This window comes from Kitasatospora sp. NPDC056327 (assembly GCF_042261735.1).
Classification (GTDB): domain Bacteria; phylum Actinomycetota; class Actinomycetes; order Streptomycetales; family Streptomycetaceae; genus Kitasatospora.
On the sequence record NZ_JBHJRC010000077.1, the window covers coordinates 1 to 22,471 of the forward strand.

Below are 22,471 nucleotides of genomic sequence, written 5' to 3' on the forward strand. Positions count from 1 at the left end.
GACGGGGAACCGTCCGGGCCCACGGCGTCGTCGTGCCCGGTGAGCCGGGACGAGGGAGGGCCACGTGGGGTTCGGTTCGGGGATTCCAGGCCTGGTGGCGCGCAGGGCGCGGGGACTGGGCCGGCGGCTGGGCCGGCGCCCGGTGCAGCGGCGGCTGTTCCAGCTGGTGACGGTCGGCTGCTCGCTGGCGCTCGCGCCGAGCGCCTGGCTGTGGCTCGCGGCCGGGGACCGGGTGGGGACGGTGGCGAGCGCGCCGCCGGCCCCGGTGGCGGTGGTGTTCGGCGCCGGGCTGTTCGACGGGCGGCCGTCGCCGTACCTGGCGCACCGGCTGGACGCGGCGGCCGAGCTGTACGGGGCGGGGAAGGTCCGGGCGATCCTGGTGACCGGCGACAACAGCCGGGCGAGCTACGACGAGACCGACGCGATGCGCGGCTACCTGATCGGGCTCGGGGTGCCGGAGGTGCGGGTGGTCGGCGACTACGCGGGCTTCGACACCTGGGACTCCTGCACCCGGGCGCACCGGATCTTCGGGGTGGACCGGGCGGTGCTGGTGAGCCAGGACTTCCACGTCCGGCGGGCGCTGGCGCTCTGCGAGGCGGCTGGCATCGAGTCGTACGCGGTGGGCGTGCCGGAGGCGCGGGACGCCACCTGGCTGTACGGCGGGTTCCGGGAGATCCCGGGGGCGGGGAAGGCGGCGCTGAACGCCTGGCTTCGGCCGGATCCGCTGTTCCTCGGCCCGGACGAGCAGGGGATTCCGCGGGCGCTGGCGGACGCGGGCCGGGAGCAGTCGGCACGCTGAGGCGCGGGCCGGGTTCGGACGCGTTGTCGGACCCGTGCGGCATGATCGGCGGGTGCGGTCACTGCCGAGCATCATCCACCTCGACATGGACGCCTTCTTCGCGGCGGTGGAGCAGGCGGCCAAGCCGAGTCTGCGCGGCAAGCCGGTGATCGTCGGCGGTCTGGGCGGGCGGGGAGTGGTCTCGACGGCGTCGTACGAGGCGCGGCGGTTCGGGGTGCACTCGGCGATGCCGATGGCGCAGGCGCGCCGGCTCTGTCCCAACGCGGCCTTCCTGGCGGGCCGCTTCGAGGCGTACCGGCAGGTGAGCGAGCTGGTGATGGGGCTGCTGCGGGAGCTGTCGCCGCTGGTGCAGCCGCTGAGCCTGGACGAGGCCTTCGTCGATCTGGAGGCGGGCCCGTACGGCCCGGCGCTGACCGGGGCGGACCACGGTACGGGCGAGGCGTTGGTGCTGGCCCTGGCGGAGGACCTCCGGGCGGACATCGAGCGGCGGACCGGGCTGACCGCCTCGGTCGGGGCCGCGGGGTCGAAGCTGATGGCCAAGATCGCCTCCGAGCAGGCCAAGCCGGACGGGCTGGTGCTGATCGAGCCGGGGCAGGAGCGGGCGGTGCTCGGGCCGATGCCGGTGCGGGCGCTGCCGGGGATCGGCCCGGCCACCGAGCAGGTGCTGCGCCGGGCGGGGCTGCAGACGGTGGCGGAGCTGGCCGAGGCGGGGGAGGCGGAGCTCGTGCAGTTGCTGGGGAGGGCGCACGGGGCGGGCGTCCACGCCATGTCCACAGGTCTCGACGACCGGCCGGTGGTGGCCGACCAGGACGCCAAGTCGGTCTCGGTGGAGGACACCTTCGAGGTGGACCTGGCCGACCGGGACCGGGTGCTGCGCGAGGTGGAGGTCCTGGCGCTGCGCTGCGTGCGGCGGCTGCGCGGTGCGGGGCGTTCGGGGCGGACGGTGGTGCTGAAGGTGCGGCGCTTCGACTTCTCGACGCTGACCCGTTCGGAGACGCTGCGCGGCCCGACGGACGACGAGTCGGTGATCGTCGGGACGGCCCGGAGGCTGGCCTCGCAGGTGGACATCACGGGCGGGGTGCGGCTGCTGGGCGTCGGGGTGGCGCAGCTGGCCGACTACACCCAGGAGGACCTGTTCGCGCAGGCCGTCCGGGAGGAGGCGGAGGCCCTGGCGGCCGGGGCCGGGGCGGCCGTCGAGGAGGAGCCGGAGGCGGCCGGGGAGGAGACCGAGGTGGCGCGGCGCTGGTTCCCGGGGCAGGACGTCCGGCACGCGGAGCTCGGGCCGGGGTGGGTGCAGGGCAGCGGGGTGGGGCGGGTGACGGTGCGGTTCGAGACGCCGTGGAGCGGGCCGGGGCGGGTGCGGACCTTCGGGGTGGAGGATCCGGACCTGGTGCCGGCCCGGCCGCTGCCGCTGCGCGAGGGGTGGCCGGGGACGGAGGAGACGCCGGAGGGGCCGGGCCCGGGGGAGGGCTGAGCGGCGGCCGGGAGGGGCCGGGACGCGAAGCGGCCCCACCCGGCGGGGGAGCCGGGTGGGGCCGCGTACGGTTCCGGGCCTCGGACGGTCGCGATGCCCTCGGCGACCGTCCGGGTCCGGTCCCCGCTCCCTGTCCCTGGGCGCGGGGGCGGACGCCTCGTCAGGCGTCGGTCCTCACCGGCTCACGGCCGGGGATCGGGGCCGCGGTCCGGTCGCCGGTGGTCACGGTGGTGGCCGGCTTGACGGTGCGGATGAGGAAGGGAACGGCGCCGGCGAGGACGCAGACCACGGCGGCGGTCCAGAACGCGTGCCGGTAGGCGTCCAGGGTGGGCAGCGAGACCGGGATCGGCAGCTTCATGGTGTCACCGGTCAGGATGGCGGCCATCACGGCGGTGCCGATCGCGCCGCCGACGGTGCGCAGCACGGCGTTCATGCCGTTGGCGATGCCGCTCTGCTCGACCGGGACGGCGCCGTTGATGTAGGCCGGCATCGCCGAGAAGGCGAGGCCGATGCCGAGGCCGAAGATCGCCGAGGAGAGGTAGATGTCCCCCTCGTGGCTGTGCCGCAGCGCGAGGTAGGCCATCGCGACGGCACCGAGGACCCCGCCGAGGACCAGCGGAAGGCGCGGGCCGCGGCGGGCGATCAGCAGCGCGCCGAGCGGGGCGGCGACCATCGAGCCGAGGGCGGAGGGCAGCAGCATCACACCGGCGTGCAGCACGGTGGCGGTGAAGCCGTAGTGGGCGAGCTTCTCCGGGGTCTGGGCGAAGTTGCTGATGACCATGAACGAGCCGTACATGCCGAAGCCGATCAGCAGGCCGGCCAGGTTGGTGAAGGCGACGGCCGGGCGCGACATCATCTTCATGTCGACCAGCGGGTGCGCGACCCTGACCTCGATGACGCCCCAGACCAGGGCGACCACGGCGGCGACGGCGAAGAGGCCGAGCGTCCGGGTGGAGGTCCAGCCCCAGGTGTTGCCCTGACTGACCGCGACCAGCAGGGCGGAGAGCCAGCCGGCCAGGGTGAGCGCGCCCAGCGGGTCGGCGCCGCCGTCCTTGTCGGTGACCGGGTCGGTGGGCACCCGGAAGGCGACCAGGGCGACCGCGAGCAGACCGAAAGCCAGGCCCATCCAGAAGATCGACTTGTAGCTCCAGTGCTCCAGGAGCAGACCCGTGGCGACCAGGCCGAGGCCGCTGCCGACACCCATCGAGGCGCTGATGGCGGCGACGCCGCCGGTGACCTTCTGCCGGGGCAGCTCGTCGCGGACGATGCTGATGGCCAGCGGCAGGACGCCGCCGCCGGCGCCCTGGAGGACGCGGGCGACGACCAGCCAGGTGAAGGAGTGGGTGGAGACCGCGAGCGCGGAGCCGGCGACCAGGCCGCCGAGCGAGATCAGCAGCATCGGCTTGCGGCCGCGGAGGTCTCCGAAGCGGCCCAGCAGGGGGGTCAGCACGGCGGCGGACAGCAGGTTGGCCGTCATCAGCCAGGTGATGCTGGAGCCGGAGACGCCGAGTTCCCTGGCGAGCGAGGGCAGGATCGGGACGACCGCGGTCTGCACCACGCTGAACGACAGCATCGCCAGGATGAGGGCCGGCAGGACCCGGGCGCTGCTCTGCTTCTCGGCCGCGGTGGTGGGCTGTGGTGCCTCACTCACGGTTGCTTCCTCCCGTACATAGTGAATGAACTGAAGTAACCATGCAGGGGGATACTTCAGTGTGTCAAATATTCATTGGTTAAGCCTTGGCAAAGAGAAAGGACCCCGGCCGGGTACGGCCGGGGTCCAGCGCGACGGGGGTCAGGCGAGCGGCCTGACCGTGGCCGGGCGGGCCGTGTCGTCGGCGGCCGGCGGGGCGGCGGTGGGGGGCGGCGGCGATCCGGCGGGGCCGGCGACCGGGCGGGGCGGCGGCGGGGTCGAGGCCGCCGCCGGGGTGTTGTCGTGGACCTCGACGTGCTCGCGCCGCAGCTCCTCCCGGACCACCTCCTCGGTGGTGTAGCGCTCGACCACCAGACGGACCCGCTCGATCGGCGCCAGGTACTTGCGGACCACCGGACGCTCCTCGCGCAGCGTGACCTCCTCCACCGACTCGGCGATCTCCTTCTCGCTGAGCCCGGCGCGCTCGGCCTCGCCGACCGGGATCCGCTCGACCCGGACCCGCTCGTGGACCACCGGCACCCGGCGCTCCACCGGCTCGCTCGTCACGTAGGTGCGCAGCCGGGCGGTGCCGATGACCTGCCACTCGGTGGTGATGTCCAGACGCTCCTCGCGGCAGGTGACCTCCAGCGGGCCGGTGGGGGAGGACGCCGCCGGCCCGGCGGCCTCGGTGCGCGCCGCCTCCGGCCGGGCGGGCCCCGCCGCGGCGAGGTGGGCCGGGGCGCCGGCCGCGCCGGTCACCGGCTCCGGGCCGGCGGTCTGCGGGGCCTGGCTCTGCGGCCGCGGCTCGGTGCCCGGCTCCGGGGCACCGGGTGCCGCGGTGGTGGACGCGGGGGTGGCGACGGTCCGCACGTGGGCCTCCGGGGCGGGGTCGGACGGCTTGCCGAGGTCGGCGGCCGGGCTGGGGGCGGGGGAGTGGTGGAAGGTGAGCTGTCGGGCCGGGCGGGCCGCGCCGGTGCCGTTGGTCCCGGCGGCCGGGGCCGTGCCGTTGGACGGGGCCGCGCCGCCGGAGGGCGTCGGCCCGTTGTGGACGGCGGCGCCCGCCGCCGCGCCCGCCGCAGTGCCGGCCACCGCGGCGCCGCCCCGGCCCGCGGTGGTGCCGAAGTCCAGGTCGGCGGGCTCCGGGCCGGACCCCTCGCCCGTCGCGGGGCGGCCGTCCGCCGGGGTGTCCAGCCCGTAGTAGCGGTAGAGCTGGAGCTCCTGGGCGGGCGACAGGTGCTGGCCGACCCCGAAGTCCGGCGACTCCTTCACCAGGGACTTGTCGTAGGGGACCCGCAGCTCGTCGCCGGAGAACTCGCTCGTGGTCAGGGGCACGAAGGCGTCCCGGCCGAAGATGCCGGTCCGGACGGCGGCCCACTCGGGCCGGCCGGTGGCGTCGTCCAGGTACACCTCGTCGATGGTGCCGATCTTGTCCCCGTTGCGGTCGACCGCCTTGTGGCCGATGAGGTCCCGGGGATCGATGTCGGTCTGCACTCTTTCCTCCAGTGCGGTGATCGTGCGGGACTCCCGCAGGACGGTGGCCGGCCCGCCCGTCGCGTCCGCCTTTTCACACCAAAAGCCATCAACCCGGCCCGCGCGACCGGGGTGCGGCCGGACGGGCCCGGGGCTGGGCCGTCCGGGTCGGGGCCGCCGTCATGGGCGAAGCCGTCGAGTGACCTGACGCACCCGTGATCGCGGGGCCTCCCGCTGGTACCCTGGGCGCGACCGCCGAGCCCGCTCGGGAGAGTCCCCGACAGCGGAAACCGCTGGTCGGGGCGCCGAAGGAGCAACTCCTCCCCGGAATCTCTCAGGCATCCGTACCGTGCGGGATAGGTCACTCTGGAAAGCAGGGCAGGATCGCGGGCGAGGGAGCCGGCGGACCCCACCCTCACCGACGGTGCAAGCCGGCGGGGCGTCCCACGGCGCCCCGTGCGGGCGAAGCTCTCAGGTCCCGATGACAGAGGGGGAGGCCTGTCGGGTTCGTCCGACCGGGTCCTCCGCTGTTGTCCGCAGCGGCGAGGCAGCCCGGCGTGCGCACCCCCGCCGGTCCGTGACCAGGAGGCCTCGACCACCATGAACGCCCAGCCGAACTCGGGACGCCCCACCACCCCCGCGACCCTCACCGAGCTCGAACAGGCCAGCCCCTTCGAGAACCGCCACATCGGCCCCGACGCCGCCGCGCAGGAGAAGATGCTGGCCCAGGTCGGTTACGGCTCGCTGGACGAGCTGGCCACCACCGCCGTTCCCGAGGCGATCCGCTCGATCACGGCGCTCGACCTGCCCGCCGGCCGCAGCGAGGCCGAGGTCCTCGCCGAGCTGCGCGAGCTGGCCGGCCGTAACTCCGTGCTCACGTCGATGATCGGCCTGGGCTACTACGGCACCTTCACCCCGCCGGTGATCCTGCGCAACGTCATGGAGAACCCGGCCTGGTACACCGCGTACACCCCGTACCAGCCGGAGATCTCGCAGGGCCGCCTGGAGGCGCTGCTCAACTTCCAGACCGTGGTCTCCGACCTGACCGGCCTGCCCACCTCCGGCTCCTCCCTGCTGGACGAGGGCACCGCGGCCGCCGAGGCGATGGCCCTGGCCCGCCGGGTCACCAAGGTCAAGGGCGGCGTGTTCCTGGTCGACGCCGACACCCTGCCGCAGACCGTCGCGGTGATCAACACCCGCGCCGTGCCGACCGGTGTCGAGGTCGTCGTCGCGGACCTGTCCGACGGCATCCCGGCCGACATCGCCGAGCGCGGCGTCTTCGGCCTGCTGCTCCAGTACCCGGGCGCCACCGGTGCGGTCCGCGACCTCGCCCCGGTGATCGAGCAGGCCCACGGCCTGGGCGCGATCGTCGCCGTCGCCGCCGACCTGCTCGCGCTCACCCTGCTGAAGTCCCCGGGCGAGCTCGGCGCCGACATCGCCTGCGGCACCTCGCAGCGCTTCGGCGTGCCGATGGGCTTCGGCGGCCCGCACGCCGGCTACCTCGCGGTGCGCGCCGAGTACGCCCGCTCGCTCCCCGGCCGTCTGGTCGGCGTCTCGGTCGACGCCGACGGCAACCGCGCCTACCGCCTGGCGCTGCAGACCCGCGAGCAGCACATCCGCCGCGAGAAGGCGACCAGCAACATCTGCACCGCCCAGGTGCTGCTCGCCGTGATGGCCTCGATGTACGCCGTCTACCACGGTCCGGACGGACTGGCCGACATCGCCCGCCGCACCCACCGCTACGCCGCCGCCCTCGCCGAGGGCCTGCGGGCCGGCGGCGTGGAGCTGCTGCACGGCGAGTTCTTCGACACCGTCACCGCGGTCGTCCCGGGCCGCGCGGCCGGCATCGCCGCCGCCGCCCGCGCCAACGGCATCAACGTCTTCCAGGACGGCGAGGACCGGATCTCGGTCTCCACCGACGAGACCACCACCCGCGAGCACCTGGCGGGCGTCTGGGCCGCGTTCGGCGTCGAGGGCGCCGCGACGGCGGAGGACGCCGACGCGCTGCCCGCCGCGCTGCTGCGCGAGGACGAGTACCTGACGCACCCGGTCTTCCACAGCCACCGCTCGGAGACCGCCATGCTGCGCTACCTGCGCCGCCTGTCGGACCGGGACTACGCGCTGGACCGCGGCATGATCCCGCTGGGCTCCTGCACCATGAAGCTCAACGCCACCACCGAGATGGAGTCGGTGACCTGGCCGGAGTTCGGCCAGCTGCACCCCTTCGCCCCGGTCGACCAGGCCGAGGGCTTCCTCACCCTGATCCGCGGGCTGGAGCAGCAACTGGTCGAGGTGACCGGTTACGACGCCGTGTCCATCCAGCCGAACGCCGGCTCCCAGGGCGAGCTGGCCGGCCTGCTCGCCGTCCGGGCCTACCACCACGCCAACGGCGACACCCGGCGCGACGTCTGCCTCATCCCGTCCTCCGCGCACGGGACCAACGCCGCCTCCGCGGTGATGGCCGGCATGCGCGTGGTCGTGGTCAAGACCCTGGTCGACGGCGACGTCGACGTCGACGACCTCAAGGCCAAGATCGAGCAGCACCGTGACAGCCTCTCCGTGCTGATGGTCACCTACCCGTCCACCCACGGCGTGTACGAGACCCAGATCACCGAGATCTGCGGCCTGGTGCACGAGGCCGGCGGCCAGGTGTACGTCGACGGTGCCAACCTGAACGCCCTGGTCGGCCTGGCCAAGCCGGGCAAGTTCGGCGCGGACGTCTCGCACCTGAACCTGCACAAGACCTTCTGCATCCCGCACGGCGGCGGCGGCCCGGGCGTCGGCCCGGTCGCGGTGCGCGCGCACCTCGCGCCGTACCTGCCGAACCACCCGCTGCAGTCGGAGGCCGGCCCGGCCACCGGCGTCGGCCCGATCTCGGCCGCGCCGTGGGGCTCCGCGGGCATCCTGCCGATCTCCTGGTCGTACGTCCGGCTGATGGGCGGCGAGGGCCTCAAGCGCGCGACCCAGGTCGCGGTGCTGAGCGCCAACTACATCGCCAAGCGGCTGTCCCCGCACTTCCCGGTGCTCTACACCGGCCCCGGCGGCCTGGTGGCGCACGAGTGCATCATCGACCTGCGTCCGCTCACCAAGGAGACCGGCGTCACGGTCGACGACATCGCCAAGCGCCTGATCGACTACGGCTTCCACGCGCCGACCATGTCGTTCCCGGTGGCCGGCACGCTGATGATCGAGCCGACCGAGTCCGAGGACCTGCACGAGATCGACCGGTTCTGCGACGCGATGATCGAGATCCGCGCCGAGATCGAGAAGGTCGGCTCGGGCGAGTGGGCCGCCGACGACAACCCGCTGCGCAACGCCCCGCACACCGCGGCCACGCTGGCCGGCGACTGGACGCACGGCTACACCCGGCAGGAGGCCGTGTTCCCGGCCGGTGTGAACCCGGCGGACAAGTACTGGCCGCCGGTCAGCCGGATCGACGGCGCGTACGGCGACCGCAACCTGGTCTGCTCCTGCCCGCCGCTGGACGAGTACGGCGTCTGACCGACGCGGTGCGCCCACCGGGCGCACGGCACACGACAGGGCCCCGGCGGACGCGTCCGCCGGGGCCCTGCCCGTCGCGCTTCTCCCGTCGGCGTCTCCCCCGTGGCTGTCCGGCGCCTCAGACCGCGCTCGCGGCCGGCCGGCGCGGGGCGATGACCCGGCCGTCGGGCAGCAGTTCGCCGGTGTCCTCGAACAGCAGGACGCCGTTGCAGAGCAGGCTCCAGCCCTGCTCCGGGTGGCAGGCCACCGGGACGGCGGCCTCGCGGTCCTCGGACCCGGCCGACGGGCACTCAGGACGGTGCTGGCACATACGCGTACCCTCGCTTCGCTCTGCGATCCTCCCCGTGGTGCGGAGCGGCCGGTGGCCGGCGCGCGCCGCCGCGGTGGTCGGATTCTGTCCGGCACCGGGCCAGGTGTGGACCGGCACTCAAGTGGGTAGGACAGGAGGTCCTTCCACGCTGGTTCCCAGTGTCGGCATCCGTGGACGCGCGCGCAGCGATTTCGTGACATGCGCCACAACCCCCGGGCAGAGATCACCCGTTCAGGTGGCCGGGGGCCGGAAACGGCACCGGACGGGCCATCCGTCGCACGGCCCGGACGGGCCATGCCGGATGACCCGTCCGGGGGGTGACCGGTCGGGAGCGGCGGGGTGGGCGGATCAGAGCGCCCCGGAGGCGAGCCGGGCCGGGTCCGGCGTGCCGAGCAGCAGGGGGCGCGCGATCGGGGACCGGGCGATCGGGGCGCGGGCCAGGACCGGCAGCAGTTCGGACGCCGGGTGGGCGCGGTGCGCGGTGACGCCCATCGGGGCCGGGGCCAGCGGGATCAGCAGATCGGTGCCGGGCCCGCCGTCCGGGCTGTGCAGCCACAGGGCCGTCGCGTACTGACCGGGGAAGGTCAGCAGCCGCGGCTGGCAGCGGGACCGGGCGGACTGTGCGAGCTGCCAGGCCTCGCGCAGTGCCCGCAGCGTCGAGTCCAGGTAGGGACCGGCGGTGAAGTGCGAGAAGGTGTGGCCCTCGGCGCTCTGCACCACCTCGGCGGCGGCGGCGACCTCGGCGCCGTCCTTGACGAGGAAGCGCCATCCGGTCCGCCGGGCCGCGGCGAGTTCGGCCCGCGGCCCTTCCAGGACGTGGACGGCGAGCGGGTGCGCGGGGAGGAGCGGCCCGCTCGGGTGACGCAGCGCGGCGGCGGCCGGTTGGCGCAGCGCGGTCTCCGAGTCGAGTGCTGCGAGGACCGCGCGCAGGGCACTGGGTGGGGGCTGTGGGGTCTGCAGAGTCATGGCAAGGTCGCCTCTCCGTGCGAGATCGGCGTGCGAGTGCGGCATACCGGCATGGCTTGCTGGCGCGTCGGCGGTGACGGGACCTGGGCCTTGTCCGGTTGGGCAGGATCGCGGTGCCGGCGCGGCCGTTCCCACCGGGGATCTCGCGGAGGGGCGGGCCGGGCCGTGGCGCAGTGCGAATTCTACTCGAACAGGTGCGCAGGGTGACCTGTTTATCACAGGCGGTGGCGCCGGGCAAGTCGGCAGATGCGCTGAAACGGCATCAGTTTCCTTGCATTGCAAGCCAATCGAAGCGTTCGGGTATCGATCTTCCGGGTGGGCATGATGCTTGCACGGTCGGGGGCCGGCCGGCTCAGGAGGAGGAGATCCATGGGCGAGAAGGTCGTGGCGACCCGGGCTGACCTGTCGGACCGGCAGATGTACCGGCGCAAGCTCCGGTCCTGTCAGGACGCGCTCGGCCGGATGCTGCGCGAGGACCGCTTCGACCGCCCGAAGGGCGTGATGGGTCTGGAGATCGAGCTCAACCTGGCCGACGAGCAGGGCCTGCCGATGCTGAACAACGCCCAGGTGCTCACCGCGATCGGCTCCTCCGACTTCCAGACCGAGCTCGGCCGTTTCAACATCGAGGTCAACATCGCCCCGCACCGGCTCTGCGGGCACGTCTTCGAGGACCTCCGCGAGGAGATCGACACCGGTCTGCGCTACGCCGACCGGCGGGCCGGGGAGGCGGGCGCGCGGATCGTGATGGTCGGGATCCTGCCGACCCTCGAACCCGACCACACCGGGCTCGACGCGATGTCCCACAACCAGCGGTACAGCCTGCTCAGCGACCAGATCCTGGCCGCCCGGGGGGAGGACATCACCCTGGACATCGAGGGCGTGGAGCACCTGCAACTGGAGTCGATCACGATGGTCGCCGAGGCCGCCGCGACCTCGCTGCAGCTGCACCTCCAGGTGACGCCGGAACGGTTCTCCTCGGTGTGGAACGCCGCCCAGGCGATCTGCGGTCCGCAGCTCGCGCTCGGCGCCAACTCGCCCTTCCTCTTCGGCCGGGAGCTGTGGCGGGAGACCCGGCCGGTGCTCTTCCAGCAGGCCTGCGACACCCGTTCGGCGGAGCTCAAGGCCCAGGGCGTGCGTCCGATCACCTGGTTCGGCGAGCGCTGGGTGGACTCCGCCTACGACCTGTTCGAGGAGAACCTGCGGTACTTCCCTGCCCTGCTGCCGATCTGCGACGACGAGGACCCGGCCAAGGTACTGGCCTCCGGCGGCGTGCCGCGGCTCGCCGAGATGCGGCTGCACAACGGCACCATCTACCGCTGGAACCGTCCGGTGTACGACGTCAGCGGAGGGGTGCCGCACCTGCGGGTGGAGAACCGGGCGCTGCCGGCCGGGCCGACCGTCGCCGACACGCTCGCCAACGCGGCGTTCTACTACGGGGTGGTGCGGGTGCTGGCCGAACAGGCCCGGCCGATCTGGACCAGGCTGCCGTTCGAGCGGGCCGACGAGAACTTCCGGCAGGCGGCCCGGTACGGCGTGGACGCCGTCTTCCAGTGGCCGCGGCCGGGCCGGGCCGGGCGGGCCGGCGGGCTGACCACGGTGTCCGCCGTCGACCTGGTGCTCAACGAGCTGCTGCCGATGGCCCACCAGGGCCTGGACGCGTGGGGCGTGGAGCCGGCCGACCGGGACCGCTACCTCGGCATCATCGAGCAGCGCTGCCTGCGGCGGACCAACGGGGCGTCCTGGCAGAGCGCGACCTTCCACCGGCTGCGCGAGCAGTACGGGCTGGAGCGGCCGGCCGCGCTCGCGGCGATGACCCGGCGCTACATGGAGCACTCGCGCGGCGGCGAGCCGGTGCACACCTGGCCGGTGGGGTAGCGACCGCCCCGGCGGGCCCGGGCCCGCGGGGGTGCTGTGGAAGGATGATCGCTCCGGTCCGCAGACGGCCCTGCCGGGCGGGGCCCGCCCTCGGCCGTCGGCCGGAGCGCCGTCCGCCCGCCGCCGTCCGTGCTGGAGCACCCCGTGACGACCGTCCCGACCGTACCGGAGACCGCGAAGCCGACCCGCCGGCTGCTCGGCGCGGAGCTGCTGATCGTCCTCGGCCTCTCGCTCGGCGCCAGCGGCGTCAGCGCGCTGATCAGCTTCGCCGGCTCGCTCACCGAGACGGTCGAGCTCGGGCGGCAGGTGGCCACCCTGAACGGCTCGCGCGCCCCCGGGCGGCCGTGGCTCGACCTGGTGTGGCAGCTCTACTACGTCGGCCGCGGACTGATGCCGGTCGTGCTGGTCGGCTACCTGCTGGTGCGCGAGGGCACGGCGCTGCGGGTGCTCGGCTTCGACCTCGGGCAGAAGGCGCGCGACCTCGGCCGCGGCGCGGCCGTCGCGGCGGCGATCGGCGGCTCGGGGCTGGTGCTCTACCTGGCCTCGCAGGCCGCCGGGTACAACCTGACGGTCGCGCCGTCCGGGCTGCCCGACGTCTGGTGGCGGATCCCGGTGCTGCTGATGTCGGCCTGGCAGAACGCGATCCTGGAGGAGGTCGTCGTCCTCGGCTACCTGCTGCGCCGGCTGGGGCAGCTGGGGTGGTCGTGGCCGGCGGCGCTGGTGACGAGCTCGCTGCTGCGCGGCTCGTACCACCTGTACCAGGGGATCGGCGGGCTGGTCGGCAACATGGTGATGGGCGCCGTGTTCTGCCTGCTCCACCGGCGGTGGGGACGGGTGATGCCGCTGGTGGTGGCGCACGCGCTGATCGACACGGTGGCGTTCGTCGGGTACGCGCTGCTCGCCGGGCACGTCAGCTGGCTGCCCACCGGTTGAGCGGGGGCAGCGCCCCGGGGCGCGGCGGGCGGGAGAGCAGCCGGTCCACGTGGTGCCGTTCGAGGCCCTCGCCCGGGTCGATCGGCAGCAGCAGGCGGTCGCGGCGCAGGAGCGCGTGCCGCACCAGCCGGGGCGGGATGACGTCGTCGACCCAGGCGAACGGCCGGCCGGCCGCGTACCGCAGCAGGGGTGCCCACTTGCGGGAGGAGAACAGCTCCATCAGGGGCACGCGGGGGTCGCCGGGCTGGGGCACGTAGCCGGTGAAGCGGACGAAGGGCAGTTCGGGCAGGCCGATCGCCGGGGCGATGTGGACGTTGGCGTGCTCCTCCCAGGTGGTGGCCCAGACGAGGTCGTACGTTCCGGCCAGCTCCCGGAGCCAGCTGCCGTGCCGGGCGGAGAGCAGCACGGTGTAGCCGAGCGGGGTGTGGACGTCGAAGCCCGCGCCGGGCCCTGGGCGGACCGGGTTGAGCACGCCGTCGACGTCCAGGAACAGCAGTGGCTTCGGCATCGGGGGCCCCTCGGGTCTCGTCCGTCGTCACCTGTCGGACGATCCGCCCCCCTCCGGTGGTTGCCCGCCGGAGGGCGCGTCCGGGGGTGCGAGGGGTGCGCCCGGAGCGGGCGGGACGGTTCAGGGCGTGGTGGCGGGACCCGGGAGCGCGTCGGCGCTCCGCGCGCCGGCCGGGGCGGCGGCGCGTCGGGGGAGCCGGCGGACCTGCGGTTCCAGGAGCACGGCGGCGCTGAGCACCAGGGAGACCACGGCGCAGGTCCAGAGCGCGCCGGACAGGCCGAGCCACCCGGCGGCCGGGCCGGCCAGGGCGGTGCCGAGCGGCGCCAGCGAGAGCGAGCCGAGTTCGTCGTAGGCGGTCACCCGGGAGAACGCCTCGGCGGGTATCTCCTGCTGCAGCGCGATCATCCAGTTGACCCCGAAGACCGTGACGCCGGCGCCGGAGAGGAACATCGCCGCGCAGAGCACCGGCAGCGGCACGGCGAGGGCCAGGGCGAGCGCGGGGAGGCCGAAGAGGAAGACTCCCCAGTTGCCGGTCAGCAGGATCCGGCGCGGCTGCCAGCGCGCCATCAGCACCCCGGTGGCGACCAGGCCGGCACCGTGGGCGGCCAGGGCCAGGCCCCAGGCGTTCGCGCCGCCCAGCCGCTCCTTGGCGACGGCCGGCCCGTAGACGGCGTCGACCGCGGCGACGCAGGCGACCAGCACCGAGAACTGGACCACGACCACCCAGAGCCAGCGCCGCGAGGCGAACTCCTGCCAGCCCTCGCGCAGGTCGCGGAGCATGCCGCCGCCCTCGGCGGGCGCGGCGGGCGACCGGGGCTCCAGGAGGAAGCGCAGTGCGGCGGCGGCCAGGAAGCAGACGGCGTCGAGGGCGAGCACCCAGCCGGCGCCGAACGCGGCGGTCAGCGCCCCGCCGAGCGCGGCGCCGCCGATCTGGGAGCCGTTGAAGCCCATCCGGTACACCGAGAAGGCCCGGCCGGCGTGTTCGGGGGCGACGCTCTCCAGGATCATGCCGCCGGCGGCGGGCGCGTAGAAGGCGTAGCCGGCGCCGGCGCCCGCCGAGAGCAGCATCAGCTGCCAGAGCGCGGGTCGGCCGGTCAGCACCAAGGCCGCCAGGGTGCCCTGGGAGAGGGCGCTGAAAAGGTTGGCGGCGACCATCACGTGGTGGCGCGGCAGCCGGTCGGCGAGGGCGCCGCCGAGCACCAGCAGCAGGACGGTGGGCAGCAGCCGGGCGGCGGTGACGTAGCCGACGTCCGAGGTGCTGCCGCCGCCGTCGAGGACGGCGAAGGCGGTGGCGATGGGGGCGCCGGCGTTGCCGAGACCGCTGACGACGGTGGCGGCCGTCTGGATCCGGAAGTTGCGGCCCGCCCAGGCGAACCGGCCGGTGGGGGAGGACGGGAGTCGGCTCTGCACCCCGCGACTATGCCGGGGGGATTCGTCCGTGTCCATCCGATGACCGGACCTTCGGACGGCGTCAGCCGAGGTGGCCCCAGAGGAAGGTCAGGGTCCGCCGCCAGGCGATCTCCGCCTGCAGCGGGTCGTAGGTGCCGAGCAGGTCCTCCTCGTTCATGAAGGCGTGCCCGGCCGGGTAGAAGTGGATCTCCGGACGGACGTCGGTGGCCTCCCCGATCCGGATCGCGGCCTCGTCCACCACGTCCATCGGGATCGACCGGTCGTGCTCGCCGAAGTGGCCCAGCACATGGGCGGTCAGACCCCGGTACTCGAAGTCCGGGTCGGGCGGCAGGCCGTAGAACGGGACGGCCGCGGCCACCCGGTCGCCCTCGGCGGCGGCCAGCAGCAGGGCGAAGCCGCCGCCCATGCAGAAGCCGACCACGCCGACCGCGTCGCCGACGACCCCGTCCAGGCCGAGCAGCAGGTCGACCGCGCCGCGCAGGTCCCGCACCGCCCGCTCGACGGGCAGCTCGCGCGCGAGCCGGGCAGCCTCGGCCGCGTCGTGGGTGGTCGCGCCGCCGAAGAGGTCCGGTGCCAGGACGGTGAAGCCCTCGGCGGCGAAGCGGTCCGCGACACCGGCCAGGTACGGGGTCAGGCCCCACCACTCCTGGACCACCACCAGGCCGGGCCCGACGCCCTGCGGGGGCCGGGCGAGGTAGCCGTGGGCCTCGCGGCCGTTGCTCGGGAAGGTGACGTTCTGCCGGGAGCCGCCCTGGTCAGGCATGGCTTCCTCTCGGGGGACGGGCCGCCGGGCGCGGCGGCGGGTCGGGCTGCGGTGGAGGAGGGCGCGGGGGTCGGGGGGTCAGCCCATCTCCTCCAGGGCCCGGCCCTTGGTCTCCTTGATGCAGAAGGCCACGAACGGGATGGAGAGCAGCGCGAAGCAGGCGTAGACGACGTAGGTCGCCGCCAGGTTCCAGTCGGCGAGGTCGGGGAAGCTGACGGTGATCGCCCAGTTGGCGATCCACTGGGCGGAGGCGGCGACGGAGAGGGCGAGGGCGCGGATCCGGTTCGGGAACATCTCGCCGAGCAGCACCCAGACCACCACGCCCCAGGAGAAGGCGAAGCAGAGCACGAAGACGTGCGCGGCGACCAGCGCGACCGTCGCATGGGTGTTATCCAGGGTCGCGGTGTCGCCGGTGCCCTCCCGGTAGGAGAACGCCCAGGCGGCGGTGGCCAGCGCCAGGGCCATGCCGGCCGAGCCGGCCAGCGCGAGCGGCTTGCGGCCGATCCGGTCCACCAGGACCATCGCGACCACGGTGCCGATCACGTTGACGATCGAGGTGGAGAGGCTGATCAGCAGCGAGTTGGACTCGTTGATGCCGACCGACTGCCACAGGAAGGAGGAGTAGTAGAAGATCACGTTGATGCCGACGAACTGCTGGAAGGCCGAGGCGCCGATGCCGACCCAGACGATCGGCAGCAGGCCGAACCGGCCGCCCATGAGGTCCTTGAGCCGCGGTTTGTGGGCGGAATCCAGCACCGCGCGGATCTCGGCCACCCGGGCGTCGAGGTCGGCGTCCTCGCCCTCGACCTCGCGCAGCACCCGGCGGGCCTGCTCCTCCCGCCGGTCGGCGATCAGGAAGCGCGGGGACTCCGGGATGGACAGTGCCATCAGTCCGTACACCAGGGCCGGGATCGCCTCCACGCCGAGCATCCACTGCCAGGCCTGGACGCCGCCCAGGTGGCCGGTGGACTCGCCGCCGGCCGCCTGGTTGAGCGCCCAGTTGGCGAGCTGGGAGACGGTGATGCCGAGCACGATCGCCATCTGCTGGAAGGAGGCCAGCCGGCCCCGGTAGGAGGGTGGGGCCACCTCGGCGATGTAGGTCGGCGCGATCACCGAGGCGATGCCGATCGCCACGCCGCCGACCACCCGCCAGGTGGCCAGCACCTCGATGTTGGGCGGGAACATCGAGCCGATGCCGCTGACCGCGAACAGGGAGGCGGCCAGCAGCATGGTGCGCACCCGGCCCAGGTGGTCGGCGAGCCGGCCGGCCGCGACCGCCCCGGCCGCGGAGCCGAGCAGGGCGATGGCCACCACGAAGGCCGTGGTGCCGTTGCCGACCGCGAAGTGCTTCTGGATGCCGGTCACCGCGCCGTTGATCACCGCGCTGTCGTAGCCGAACAGGAACCCGCCCATCGCGGCGGCGGCCGAGATGAACACGACGTGCCCGAGGTGCGCCTCTCCGGATGCCGGATGGGTGTGGGTACTGGACACGCGCGCTCCCCGGGATCGACGGCCCCGCCCGTACGGCCGGGAGGGCAGGGTCCGCCTCACATTCGATCAGCGGCCGGGGGGCCGCGTCGCGGTGACTGGGCCGAACGGGTGACGGTGCGTCAGGTGCGCGGGCGGCCGCCGGGCGCGGGGGCCGGGGTGGGCGCGGCCCGCCGGGCGCGGGCGCCGGGGGCCGGGGCCGGTTCGGATCCGCGCCCCGGCCCGGTCGGTGGTGGACGGGCCGGGGCGGTGGTGCCGGAGGTCTCCGGTCAGGCGCCGCGCGGGGCGGTGAGCGCGCGCAGGTGCCCGGGGAGCGGCACGGTGGTGGAGGCGTCCGGCACGGGGGTGCCGTAGCCGGTGGTGACCGGGACCAGGCCGGCCCAGTGGGGGAGGCCGAGGTCCGCGGCGTCGTCGGCGGCGGGGGCGGCCCGGGTCTTGGCGGAGACCTCGTCGAGGTCGAGGCGGATCACCGCGGTGGCGGCGAGCTCCTTGGCGCTGGCCGGGCGGACCTCGGCGGAGCGGCCGGGAACGACCTGGTCGACCAGGGCGTCCAGCGCGGTGGTCAGCTCCTCGGGGTCGGTGACCTGGTGCGCGGTGCCGTGGGCGACCACCGAGCGGAAGTTCACCGAGTGGTTGAACGCCGACTTGGTCAGCACCAGCGCGTCGACCAGGGTCACGGTGAGGCAGACCCGCAGGCCCTGCCCGTCCCCGGCGCCGCGCAGCGGCCGGCTGCCGGTGGAGCCGTGCACGTAGAGGCGGTCGCCCACCCGGGCGTGGATGGTGGGCAGCACGACCGGGGCGCCGTCGACGACGAAGCCGAGGTGGCAGAGGTAGGTGGCGTCCAGGACCGCGTGGATCGCCTCGCGCTCCCAGGTGGCGCGGTCCCTGTAGCGGGTCGGGGTGGTGCGCGGCGTACGGGGGTAGGACGTGCCGCCGTCCGGCGTGGTCGACATGACAATCCTCTATGTACTAGTGCATACTCTGTTTTGTGCTAGGAGACTATCGGATCACCGGTCGGCGTGCCAGCGAGATCGCGGCCGCGGTCGAACTCGGCGTCAGCGAAGGACACCTCGCCCCGGGGACACCGCTGCCCCCGCTGCGCGACCTCGCCGGCGAGCTCGGTGTCAACCCCAACACGGTGGCCGCCGCCTACCGGCTGCTCCGCGACCGCGGCGTGATCGAGACCGCCGGCCGCAGGGGCAGCCGGATCCGCCCGCGGCCCGCCCACACCCCGCGCGACCAGATCCGCCTGCCCGTCCCCGCGCACGCCCGCGACCTCTCCGACGGCAACCCCGACCCGGCGCTGCTGCCCGACCTCACCCCGGCCCTGGAACTCGCCGCCGGGCAGGCCCGCCGCAACCCGGTCCGCTACGGCGACCCGGCCGCGGACCCCGGGCTGCTCGCACTGGCCGGGGCGGGCTTCGCCGCCGACGGCCTGCCCGCCGGGCCGCTCGCCGTCGCCTCCGGCTCGCTGGACACCATCGAGCGCATCCTCACCACCCGGCTGCGCCCCGGGGACGCCGTCGCCGTCGAGGACCCGGGCTGGGGCAGCCTGCTCGACCTGCTGCCGGCCCTCGGCCTGCGCCCGGTGCCGGTCCCGCTGGACGACGCCGGGCCGTTGCCCGGACTGCTCGCCGGGGCGCTGGAGGCGGGCGCACGGGCCGTGGTCGTCACCAGCCGGGCGCAGAACCCGACCGGTGCCGCGCTCACCGCCGGCCGGGCGGCGGAGCTCCGGGCGGTGCTGGCCCGGCACCCGGACGTGCTGCTGATCGAGGACGACCACGGCCACGGCATCGTCGACCTGCCCTACCACCCGCTGGCCGGCGCGGGGTCGGCGCACTGGGCGGTGGTCCGCTCGGCGGCCAAGGCCTACGGGCCCGACCTGCGGCTCTCGGTCGCGGTCGGGGATCCGGACACGGTCGGCCGGGTGCTCGGGCGCCAGCGGCTGGGGGCCGGCTGGGTCAGCCACCTGCTCCAGCACGCGGTGGCCGCCCTGTGGCGGGCCGACGCGGCGCCGGTCGGCCGGGTGGCCGACGCCTACCGGGTGCGGCGGGAGGCGCTGATCGGCGAACTGGCCGCGCGGGGGATCGCCGCGCACGGGGCGAGCGGCCTGAACGTCTGGATCCCGGTGCCGGACGAGGCCGTGGCGCTCGCCGCCCTGGTCCAGCGCGGCTGGGTGGCGGCGCCCGGTGCGCGCTACCGGCTGCAGTCCCCGCCCGGACTGCGGATCACCGTGGCGCAGCTCGATCCGGCGGACGCGCGCCGGCTGGCGCGGGACCTGGCCGCGGTGCTGGCCGGGCCGGACGGGAGCGCCGGGGCGGCGGCGGACGGCACGGCGTCGCGGCTGGTCTGACGGCGGTGTCCCGGATGGCGGGTCCCAGGGCGGTGGTGTCCCGGGCGGGGGCGGGCGGCTGAGCGGGCCGGTGGACGGGCGGTCAGCCCTTGGCGAGCAGCGCCTGGGCGTGCTCCTTGACCTGATCCTTCGTCAGATAGGCGTCGGTGTACTCGAAGTCGCGCAGCCGGGCGGGCTGGCGGGCGAGGAAGCCGGTGCGCACGAAGTCGTCGCCGGCGGTCGCGTTGAGCAGCCAGTTGGCGCCGACCCGGAACTTTGCGGCATTGGTGCGCATCGCCATCAGGTGGTAGCCGCGGGCGACCAGCTGGGCCGGGACGCCGCGCAGCTCCACCCCGACCGGCTTGGAGACGGCGTCCTTGCCCCCGAGGTCCACGACCAGGCCCAGGTCCTTGTGGTAGTACGGTTCGAGCGGCTGGTCCCGCAGCGCGGCGATCACGTTGTCGGCCACCGCCCGGCCCTGGCGGGCCGAGTGCTGGGCGGTCGGCGGGCAGACCGCGCCGTCGCCCTTGGCGAGGTCCGGCACGGCGGCGGCGTCGCCGAGCGCGAACACGCCCTCGAACCGCGGCACCCGCATCTCCGCCGTCACCGCGATCCGCCCGCGCACCGTCTCGGCGTCCAGGGTGCCGATCAGCGGGCTCGCCGCGACGCCGGCCGTCCAGATCAGGGTCCGGCAGGGCAGCACCCGGCCGTCGGTGAACTTGACCGTCTCGGCGCCGACCTCGGCGACCGAGACGCCCAGCGACACCTCGATGCCGCGCTCGCGGAGCACCTCCAGGGCGGCCGTGCCCAGGGCGTCGCCCAGTTCGGGCATCAGCTTGGGTGCGATGTCGATCAGGTGCCACTTGATCTGCCGGGCGTCCAGCCGGGGGTAGCGGCGCGCGGCCGCCGTGGTGAGCCGCTGCAGGCAGGCGGCGGTCTCGGTGCCGGCGTAGCCGCCGCCGACCACCACGAACTGCAGCCGGGACTCCCGCTCCCGCTGGTCCGGGGAAGCCGAGGCGAGGTCGAGCTGGGCGATCACGTGGTCGCGGACGTAGGCGGCCTCGGCGAGCGTCTTCATGCCGCGCGCGTAGTCGGTCAGACCGGGGATGTCGAAGGTGCGGGTCACGCTGCCGGGGGCCAGCACCAGGTAGTCGTACCGCTGCGCCACCACCTCGTCAGTGATCTTGCGCACCACGCAGACCTTGGCGGCCGGGTCCACGCCGATCGCGCCGCCGGGGACGATGTGGGTGCGCCGCAGCGAGCGGCGCAGTGAGACGGCCACCGACTGGGGGGTGAGCACCCCGGCCGCGACGTGCGGCAGCAGGGGCAGGTAGAGCTGGTAGCTGAACGGGGTGACCAGGGAGATCTCCGCCTCCGTGGGGGAGAGTTTGCGCTCCAGCCGGCGCGCGCACTCCAGTCCGGCGAAACCGCCGCCCACGATCAGGATCCGGGCTCGTTCCATCGTGCGTCCCTCGCAGTGCAGTCGTCACGGCACGGTGCGGCGCCAGCGCCGCCGGTCGTGCTGTCGGGTGCCCCGATTACTGTCCGCCACACTCGCACGGAGCAGCCGGGGGTGCCACCGGGACGACCCGGGCGGGCGAGCGGGCCGAGCGACACCCGCCCCGTGCATATGCCCGATAGGCTGTCCGGCGTGCTCCCCGAGGTGACGGCGGTCCGTTATGTGACGCCACTGCGAGAAGGCGGCTCGATGCCGGGCCTGGTCGAGGCCGACGACCGGCGGCTGTACGCGCTGAAGTGGGTCGGCGCGGCCCAGGGCCGCAAGGCGCTGGTCGCGGAGGTGCTGGCCGGCGAGCTCGGCCGGCGGCTCGGCCTGCCGGTGCCCGAGCTGGTGACCGTCGACCTGGACCCGGTGCTGGCCCGCAGCGAGCCGGACCAGCAGATCCAGGACCAGATCCGGGCCAGCGGCGGGATCAACCTGGGGATGGCCTTCGTCAGCGGCGCGCTCAACTTCGACCCGCTCTGCTTCGAGGTGGACGCGGGGCTGGCCGGACAGGTGCTCTGGTTCGACGCCCTGATCGGCAACGTGGACCGGTCCTGGCGCAACCCCAACCTGCTGGTCGCCACCGGTGGCCTGCGGCTGATCGACCACGGCGCGAGCCTGATCTTCCACCACCACTGGGCGGGCGCCGAGGCCTGGACCCGCCGCCCGTACGACGCCTCCGACCACGCGCTGCTGGGCGCCGGGCCGGACCTGCTCGCGGCCGACAAGGCGCTCGCGCCGCTGGCCGAGGCGGCGATCGAGGAGGCGGTGGAGCGGATCCCGGACGTCTGGCTGGTCGACGAGCCCGGGTTCGACTCGCCGGGGGCGGTGCGCGAGGCGTACCGGGCCCGGCTGACCGCGCGACTGGCCGGTCCGCGCGACTGGCTGCCGGAGGTGTCCGCATGACCGACGTGACCGACTCCGACCCGGTTTCCGACCCGGGGTCCCGTTTCGGGGCCGGCTCCGGATCCGGTTCGGACCCCGGCTTCGGGGAGTTCGGGGCGTCCGGCTCCCGCCCGTCCGGCTCCCGGCTGTCCTGGTCGGCGGCCACCGGGCCGTCCGAGTTCCGCACGGGCGACCCGGCGCGGTCGGCGGCGCCGGGCCGGGGCGAGCTGCACGAGTACGAGTACGCGGTGATCCGGGCGGTGCCCCGGGTGGAGCGCGGCGAGTGCGTCAACGTGGGTGTGCTGCTGTACTGCCGGCAGGGCTCCCACCTGGCCGCACGGACCCACCTGGACCAGGCGCGGCTGCTGGCCCTGGACCCGGTGGCCGACGTGGCCGCGGTGCGCCGGGCGCTGCAGGGCATCGAGACGGTCTGCGCCGGCGGTCCGCAGGCCGGTCCGGCGGCGGCCGACAGCCCGGGGCAGCGGTTCCGCTGGCTCACCGCGCCGCGCAGCGCGGTGCTGCAGCCGGGTCCGGTGCACACCGGTCTGACCGCCGACCCCGACACCGAGCTGCGCCGGCTCTTCGACCAGCTGGTGCTCTGAACAGGTGGAACGTCCCGGTCCGGG

The 22,471-nt window shown here is 74.6% G+C and carries 18 protein-coding genes and 1 riboswitch; of the genes, 8 read left to right on the top strand and 10 right to left on the bottom strand.

Annotated elements, in window-relative coordinates; genetic code table 11:
• The first annotated feature begins 64 nt into the window (after window positions 1-64).
• Both ACFCX4_RS14060 and ACFCX4_RS14065 read left to right on the top strand, forming a co-directional pair.
• On the top strand, window positions 65-799 hold the full coding sequence (locus ACFCX4_RS14060) for a vancomycin high temperature exclusion protein (RefSeq protein ID WP_376141931.1): 735 nt from the start codon (window positions 65-67) through the stop codon (window positions 797-799).
• A gap of 52 nt (window positions 800-851) precedes the next feature.
• Window positions 852-2,273 carry a DNA polymerase IV gene (locus ACFCX4_RS14065; RefSeq protein WP_376141933.1) on the top strand — a complete coding sequence of 474 codons (1,422 nt, stop codon included), beginning with the start codon at window positions 852-854 and terminating at the stop codon, window positions 2,271-2,273.
• Between the two features lie 160 nt (window positions 2,274-2,433).
• Here the strand turns inward: ACFCX4_RS14065 and ACFCX4_RS14070 are convergent, their stop codons facing one another.
• The gene (locus tag ACFCX4_RS14070; RefSeq protein WP_376141935.1) at window positions 2,434-3,924 is read right to left on the bottom strand and encodes an MFS transporter; all 1,491 of its coding nucleotides are present in this window, start codon (window positions 3,922-3,924) and stop codon (window positions 2,434-2,436) included.
• 141 nt (window positions 3,925-4,065) lie between these two features.
• Window positions 4,066-5,394, bottom strand: a complete 1,329-nt coding sequence (locus ACFCX4_RS14075) for a DUF2382 domain-containing protein (protein ID WP_376141937.1) — start codon at window positions 5,392-5,394, stop codon at window positions 4,066-4,068.
• Between the two features lie 235 nt (window positions 5,395-5,629).
• Window positions 5,630-5,733: riboswitch (glycine riboswitch) on the top strand.
• 240 nt (window positions 5,734-5,973) lie between these two features.
• Between ACFCX4_RS14075 and gcvP the strand changes: the two genes are divergently transcribed.
• Window positions 5,974-8,874 (top strand): aminomethyl-transferring glycine dehydrogenase, encoded by a 2,901-nt coding sequence (gene gcvP / locus ACFCX4_RS14080; protein ID WP_376141940.1) that lies wholly within the window; start codon window positions 5,974-5,976, stop codon window positions 8,872-8,874.
• Between the two features lie 118 nt (window positions 8,875-8,992).
• Here the strand turns inward: gcvP and ACFCX4_RS14085 are convergent, their stop codons facing one another.
• Together ACFCX4_RS14085 and ACFCX4_RS14090 are read right to left on the bottom strand one after the other, a co-directional pair.
• Window positions 8,993-9,184, bottom strand: coding sequence for a DUF5999 family protein (locus ACFCX4_RS14085; protein WP_376141942.1), 192 nt, complete (start codon window positions 9,182-9,184; stop codon window positions 8,993-8,995).
• Between the two features lie 348 nt (window positions 9,185-9,532).
• Entirely contained in the window at window positions 9,533-10,150 is a 618-nt protein-coding gene (locus ACFCX4_RS14090; protein ID WP_376141944.1) for a hypothetical protein, read from the bottom strand.
• Window positions 10,151-10,519: 369 nt separating this feature from the next.
• Between ACFCX4_RS14090 and ACFCX4_RS14095 the strand changes: the two genes are divergently transcribed.
• Both ACFCX4_RS14095 and ACFCX4_RS14100 read left to right on the top strand, forming a co-directional pair.
• Window positions 10,520-12,025: a glutamate--cysteine ligase gene (locus ACFCX4_RS14095; protein ID WP_376141946.1), complete on the top strand. Its 1,506-nt coding sequence runs from the start codon at window positions 10,520-10,522 to the stop codon at window positions 12,023-12,025.
• A gap of 144 nt (window positions 12,026-12,169) precedes the next feature.
• Window positions 12,170-12,958, top strand: coding sequence for a CPBP family intramembrane glutamic endopeptidase (locus ACFCX4_RS14100; RefSeq protein ID WP_376141949.1), 789 nt, complete (start codon window positions 12,170-12,172; stop codon window positions 12,956-12,958).
• On the opposite strand, the gene ACFCX4_RS14105 is transcribed toward ACFCX4_RS14100, so the two are convergent.
• The 5 genes from ACFCX4_RS14105 to ACFCX4_RS14125 form a co-directional block, all read right to left on the bottom strand.
• Window positions 12,936-13,466 (bottom strand): HAD domain-containing protein, encoded by a 531-nt coding sequence (locus ACFCX4_RS14105; RefSeq protein ID WP_376141952.1) that lies wholly within the window; start codon window positions 13,464-13,466, stop codon window positions 12,936-12,938. The genes ACFCX4_RS14100 and ACFCX4_RS14105 overlap by 23 nt on opposite strands.
• A gap of 120 nt (window positions 13,467-13,586) precedes the next feature.
• A complete protein-coding gene (locus ACFCX4_RS14110; RefSeq protein WP_376141955.1) occupies window positions 13,587-14,912 on the bottom strand; it encodes an MFS transporter in 1,326 nt (441 codons plus the stop codon).
• A gap of 25 nt (window positions 14,913-14,937) precedes the next feature.
• Window positions 14,938-15,639, bottom strand: a complete 702-nt coding sequence (locus tag ACFCX4_RS14115) for a dienelactone hydrolase family protein (RefSeq protein ID WP_376141957.1) — start codon at window positions 15,637-15,639, stop codon at window positions 14,938-14,940.
• A 78-nt stretch (window positions 15,640-15,717) separates the two neighbouring features.
• Window positions 15,718-17,130 carry a sugar porter family MFS transporter gene (locus ACFCX4_RS14120; RefSeq protein WP_376141959.1) on the bottom strand — a complete coding sequence of 471 codons (1,413 nt, stop codon included), beginning with the start codon at window positions 17,128-17,130 and terminating at the stop codon, window positions 15,718-15,720.
• Window positions 17,131-17,396: 266 nt separating this feature from the next.
• Window positions 17,397-18,080, bottom strand: coding sequence for a pyridoxamine 5'-phosphate oxidase family protein (locus tag ACFCX4_RS14125; protein WP_376141961.1), 684 nt, complete (start codon window positions 18,078-18,080; stop codon window positions 17,397-17,399).
• Between the two features lie 35 nt (window positions 18,081-18,115).
• On the opposite strand from ACFCX4_RS14125, the gene ACFCX4_RS14130 reads away from it, so the two are divergent.
• Window positions 18,116-19,480 carry an aminotransferase class I/II-fold pyridoxal phosphate-dependent enzyme gene (locus ACFCX4_RS14130; RefSeq protein ID WP_376141964.1) on the top strand — a complete coding sequence of 455 codons (1,365 nt, stop codon included), beginning with the start codon at window positions 18,116-18,118 and terminating at the stop codon, window positions 19,478-19,480.
• Window positions 19,481-19,562: 82 nt separating this feature from the next.
• On the opposite strand, the gene ACFCX4_RS14135 is transcribed toward ACFCX4_RS14130, so the two are convergent.
• Window positions 19,563-20,921: an NAD(P)/FAD-dependent oxidoreductase gene (locus tag ACFCX4_RS14135; protein WP_376141966.1), complete on the bottom strand. Its 1,359-nt coding sequence runs from the start codon at window positions 20,919-20,921 to the stop codon at window positions 19,563-19,565.
• 189 nt (window positions 20,922-21,110) lie between these two features.
• On the opposite strand from ACFCX4_RS14135, the gene ACFCX4_RS14140 reads away from it, so the two are divergent.
• Window positions 21,111-21,866, top strand: a complete 756-nt coding sequence (locus ACFCX4_RS14140) for a HipA family kinase (protein WP_376141968.1) — start codon at window positions 21,111-21,113, stop codon at window positions 21,864-21,866.
• A 206-nt stretch (window positions 21,867-22,072) separates the two neighbouring features.
• On the top strand, window positions 22,073-22,447 hold the full coding sequence (locus ACFCX4_RS14145) for a DUF3037 domain-containing protein (RefSeq protein ID WP_376141983.1): 375 nt from the start codon (window positions 22,073-22,075) through the stop codon (window positions 22,445-22,447).
• Window positions 22,448-22,471: the final 24 nt, after the last annotated feature.

Bases quoted from the DNA above. Each gene is read 5' to 3' on its own strand.
- gcvP (WP_376141940.1), top strand. From the start codon at position 5,974: ATGAACGCCCAGCCGAACTCGGGACGCCCCACCACCCCCGCGACCCTC.
- ACFCX4_RS14085 (WP_376141942.1), bottom strand. From the start codon at position 9,184: ATGTGCCAGCACCGTCCTGAGTGCCCGTCGGCCGGGTCCGAGGACCGC.
- ACFCX4_RS14090 (WP_376141944.1), bottom strand. From the start codon at position 10,150: ATGACTCTGCAGACCCCACAGCCCCCACCCAGTGCCCTGCGCGCGGTC.
- ACFCX4_RS14095 (WP_376141946.1), top strand. From the start codon at position 10,520: ATGGGCGAGAAGGTCGTGGCGACCCGGGCTGACCTGTCGGACCGGCAG.
- ACFCX4_RS14105 (WP_376141952.1), bottom strand. From the start codon at position 13,466: ATGCCGAAGCCACTGCTGTTCCTGGACGTCGACGGCGTGCTCAACCCG.
- ACFCX4_RS14110 (WP_376141955.1), bottom strand. From the start codon at position 14,912: ATGGACACGGACGAATCCCCCCGGCATAGTCGCGGGGTGCAGAGCCGA.
- ACFCX4_RS14115 (WP_376141957.1), bottom strand. From the start codon at position 15,639: ATGCCTGACCAGGGCGGCTCCCGGCAGAACGTCACCTTCCCGAGCAAC.
- ACFCX4_RS14125 (WP_376141961.1), bottom strand. From the start codon at position 18,080: ATGTCGACCACGCCGGACGGCGGCACGTCCTACCCCCGTACGCCGCGC.
- ACFCX4_RS14135 (WP_376141966.1), bottom strand. From the start codon at position 20,921: ATGGAACGAGCCCGGATCCTGATCGTGGGCGGCGGTTTCGCCGGACTG.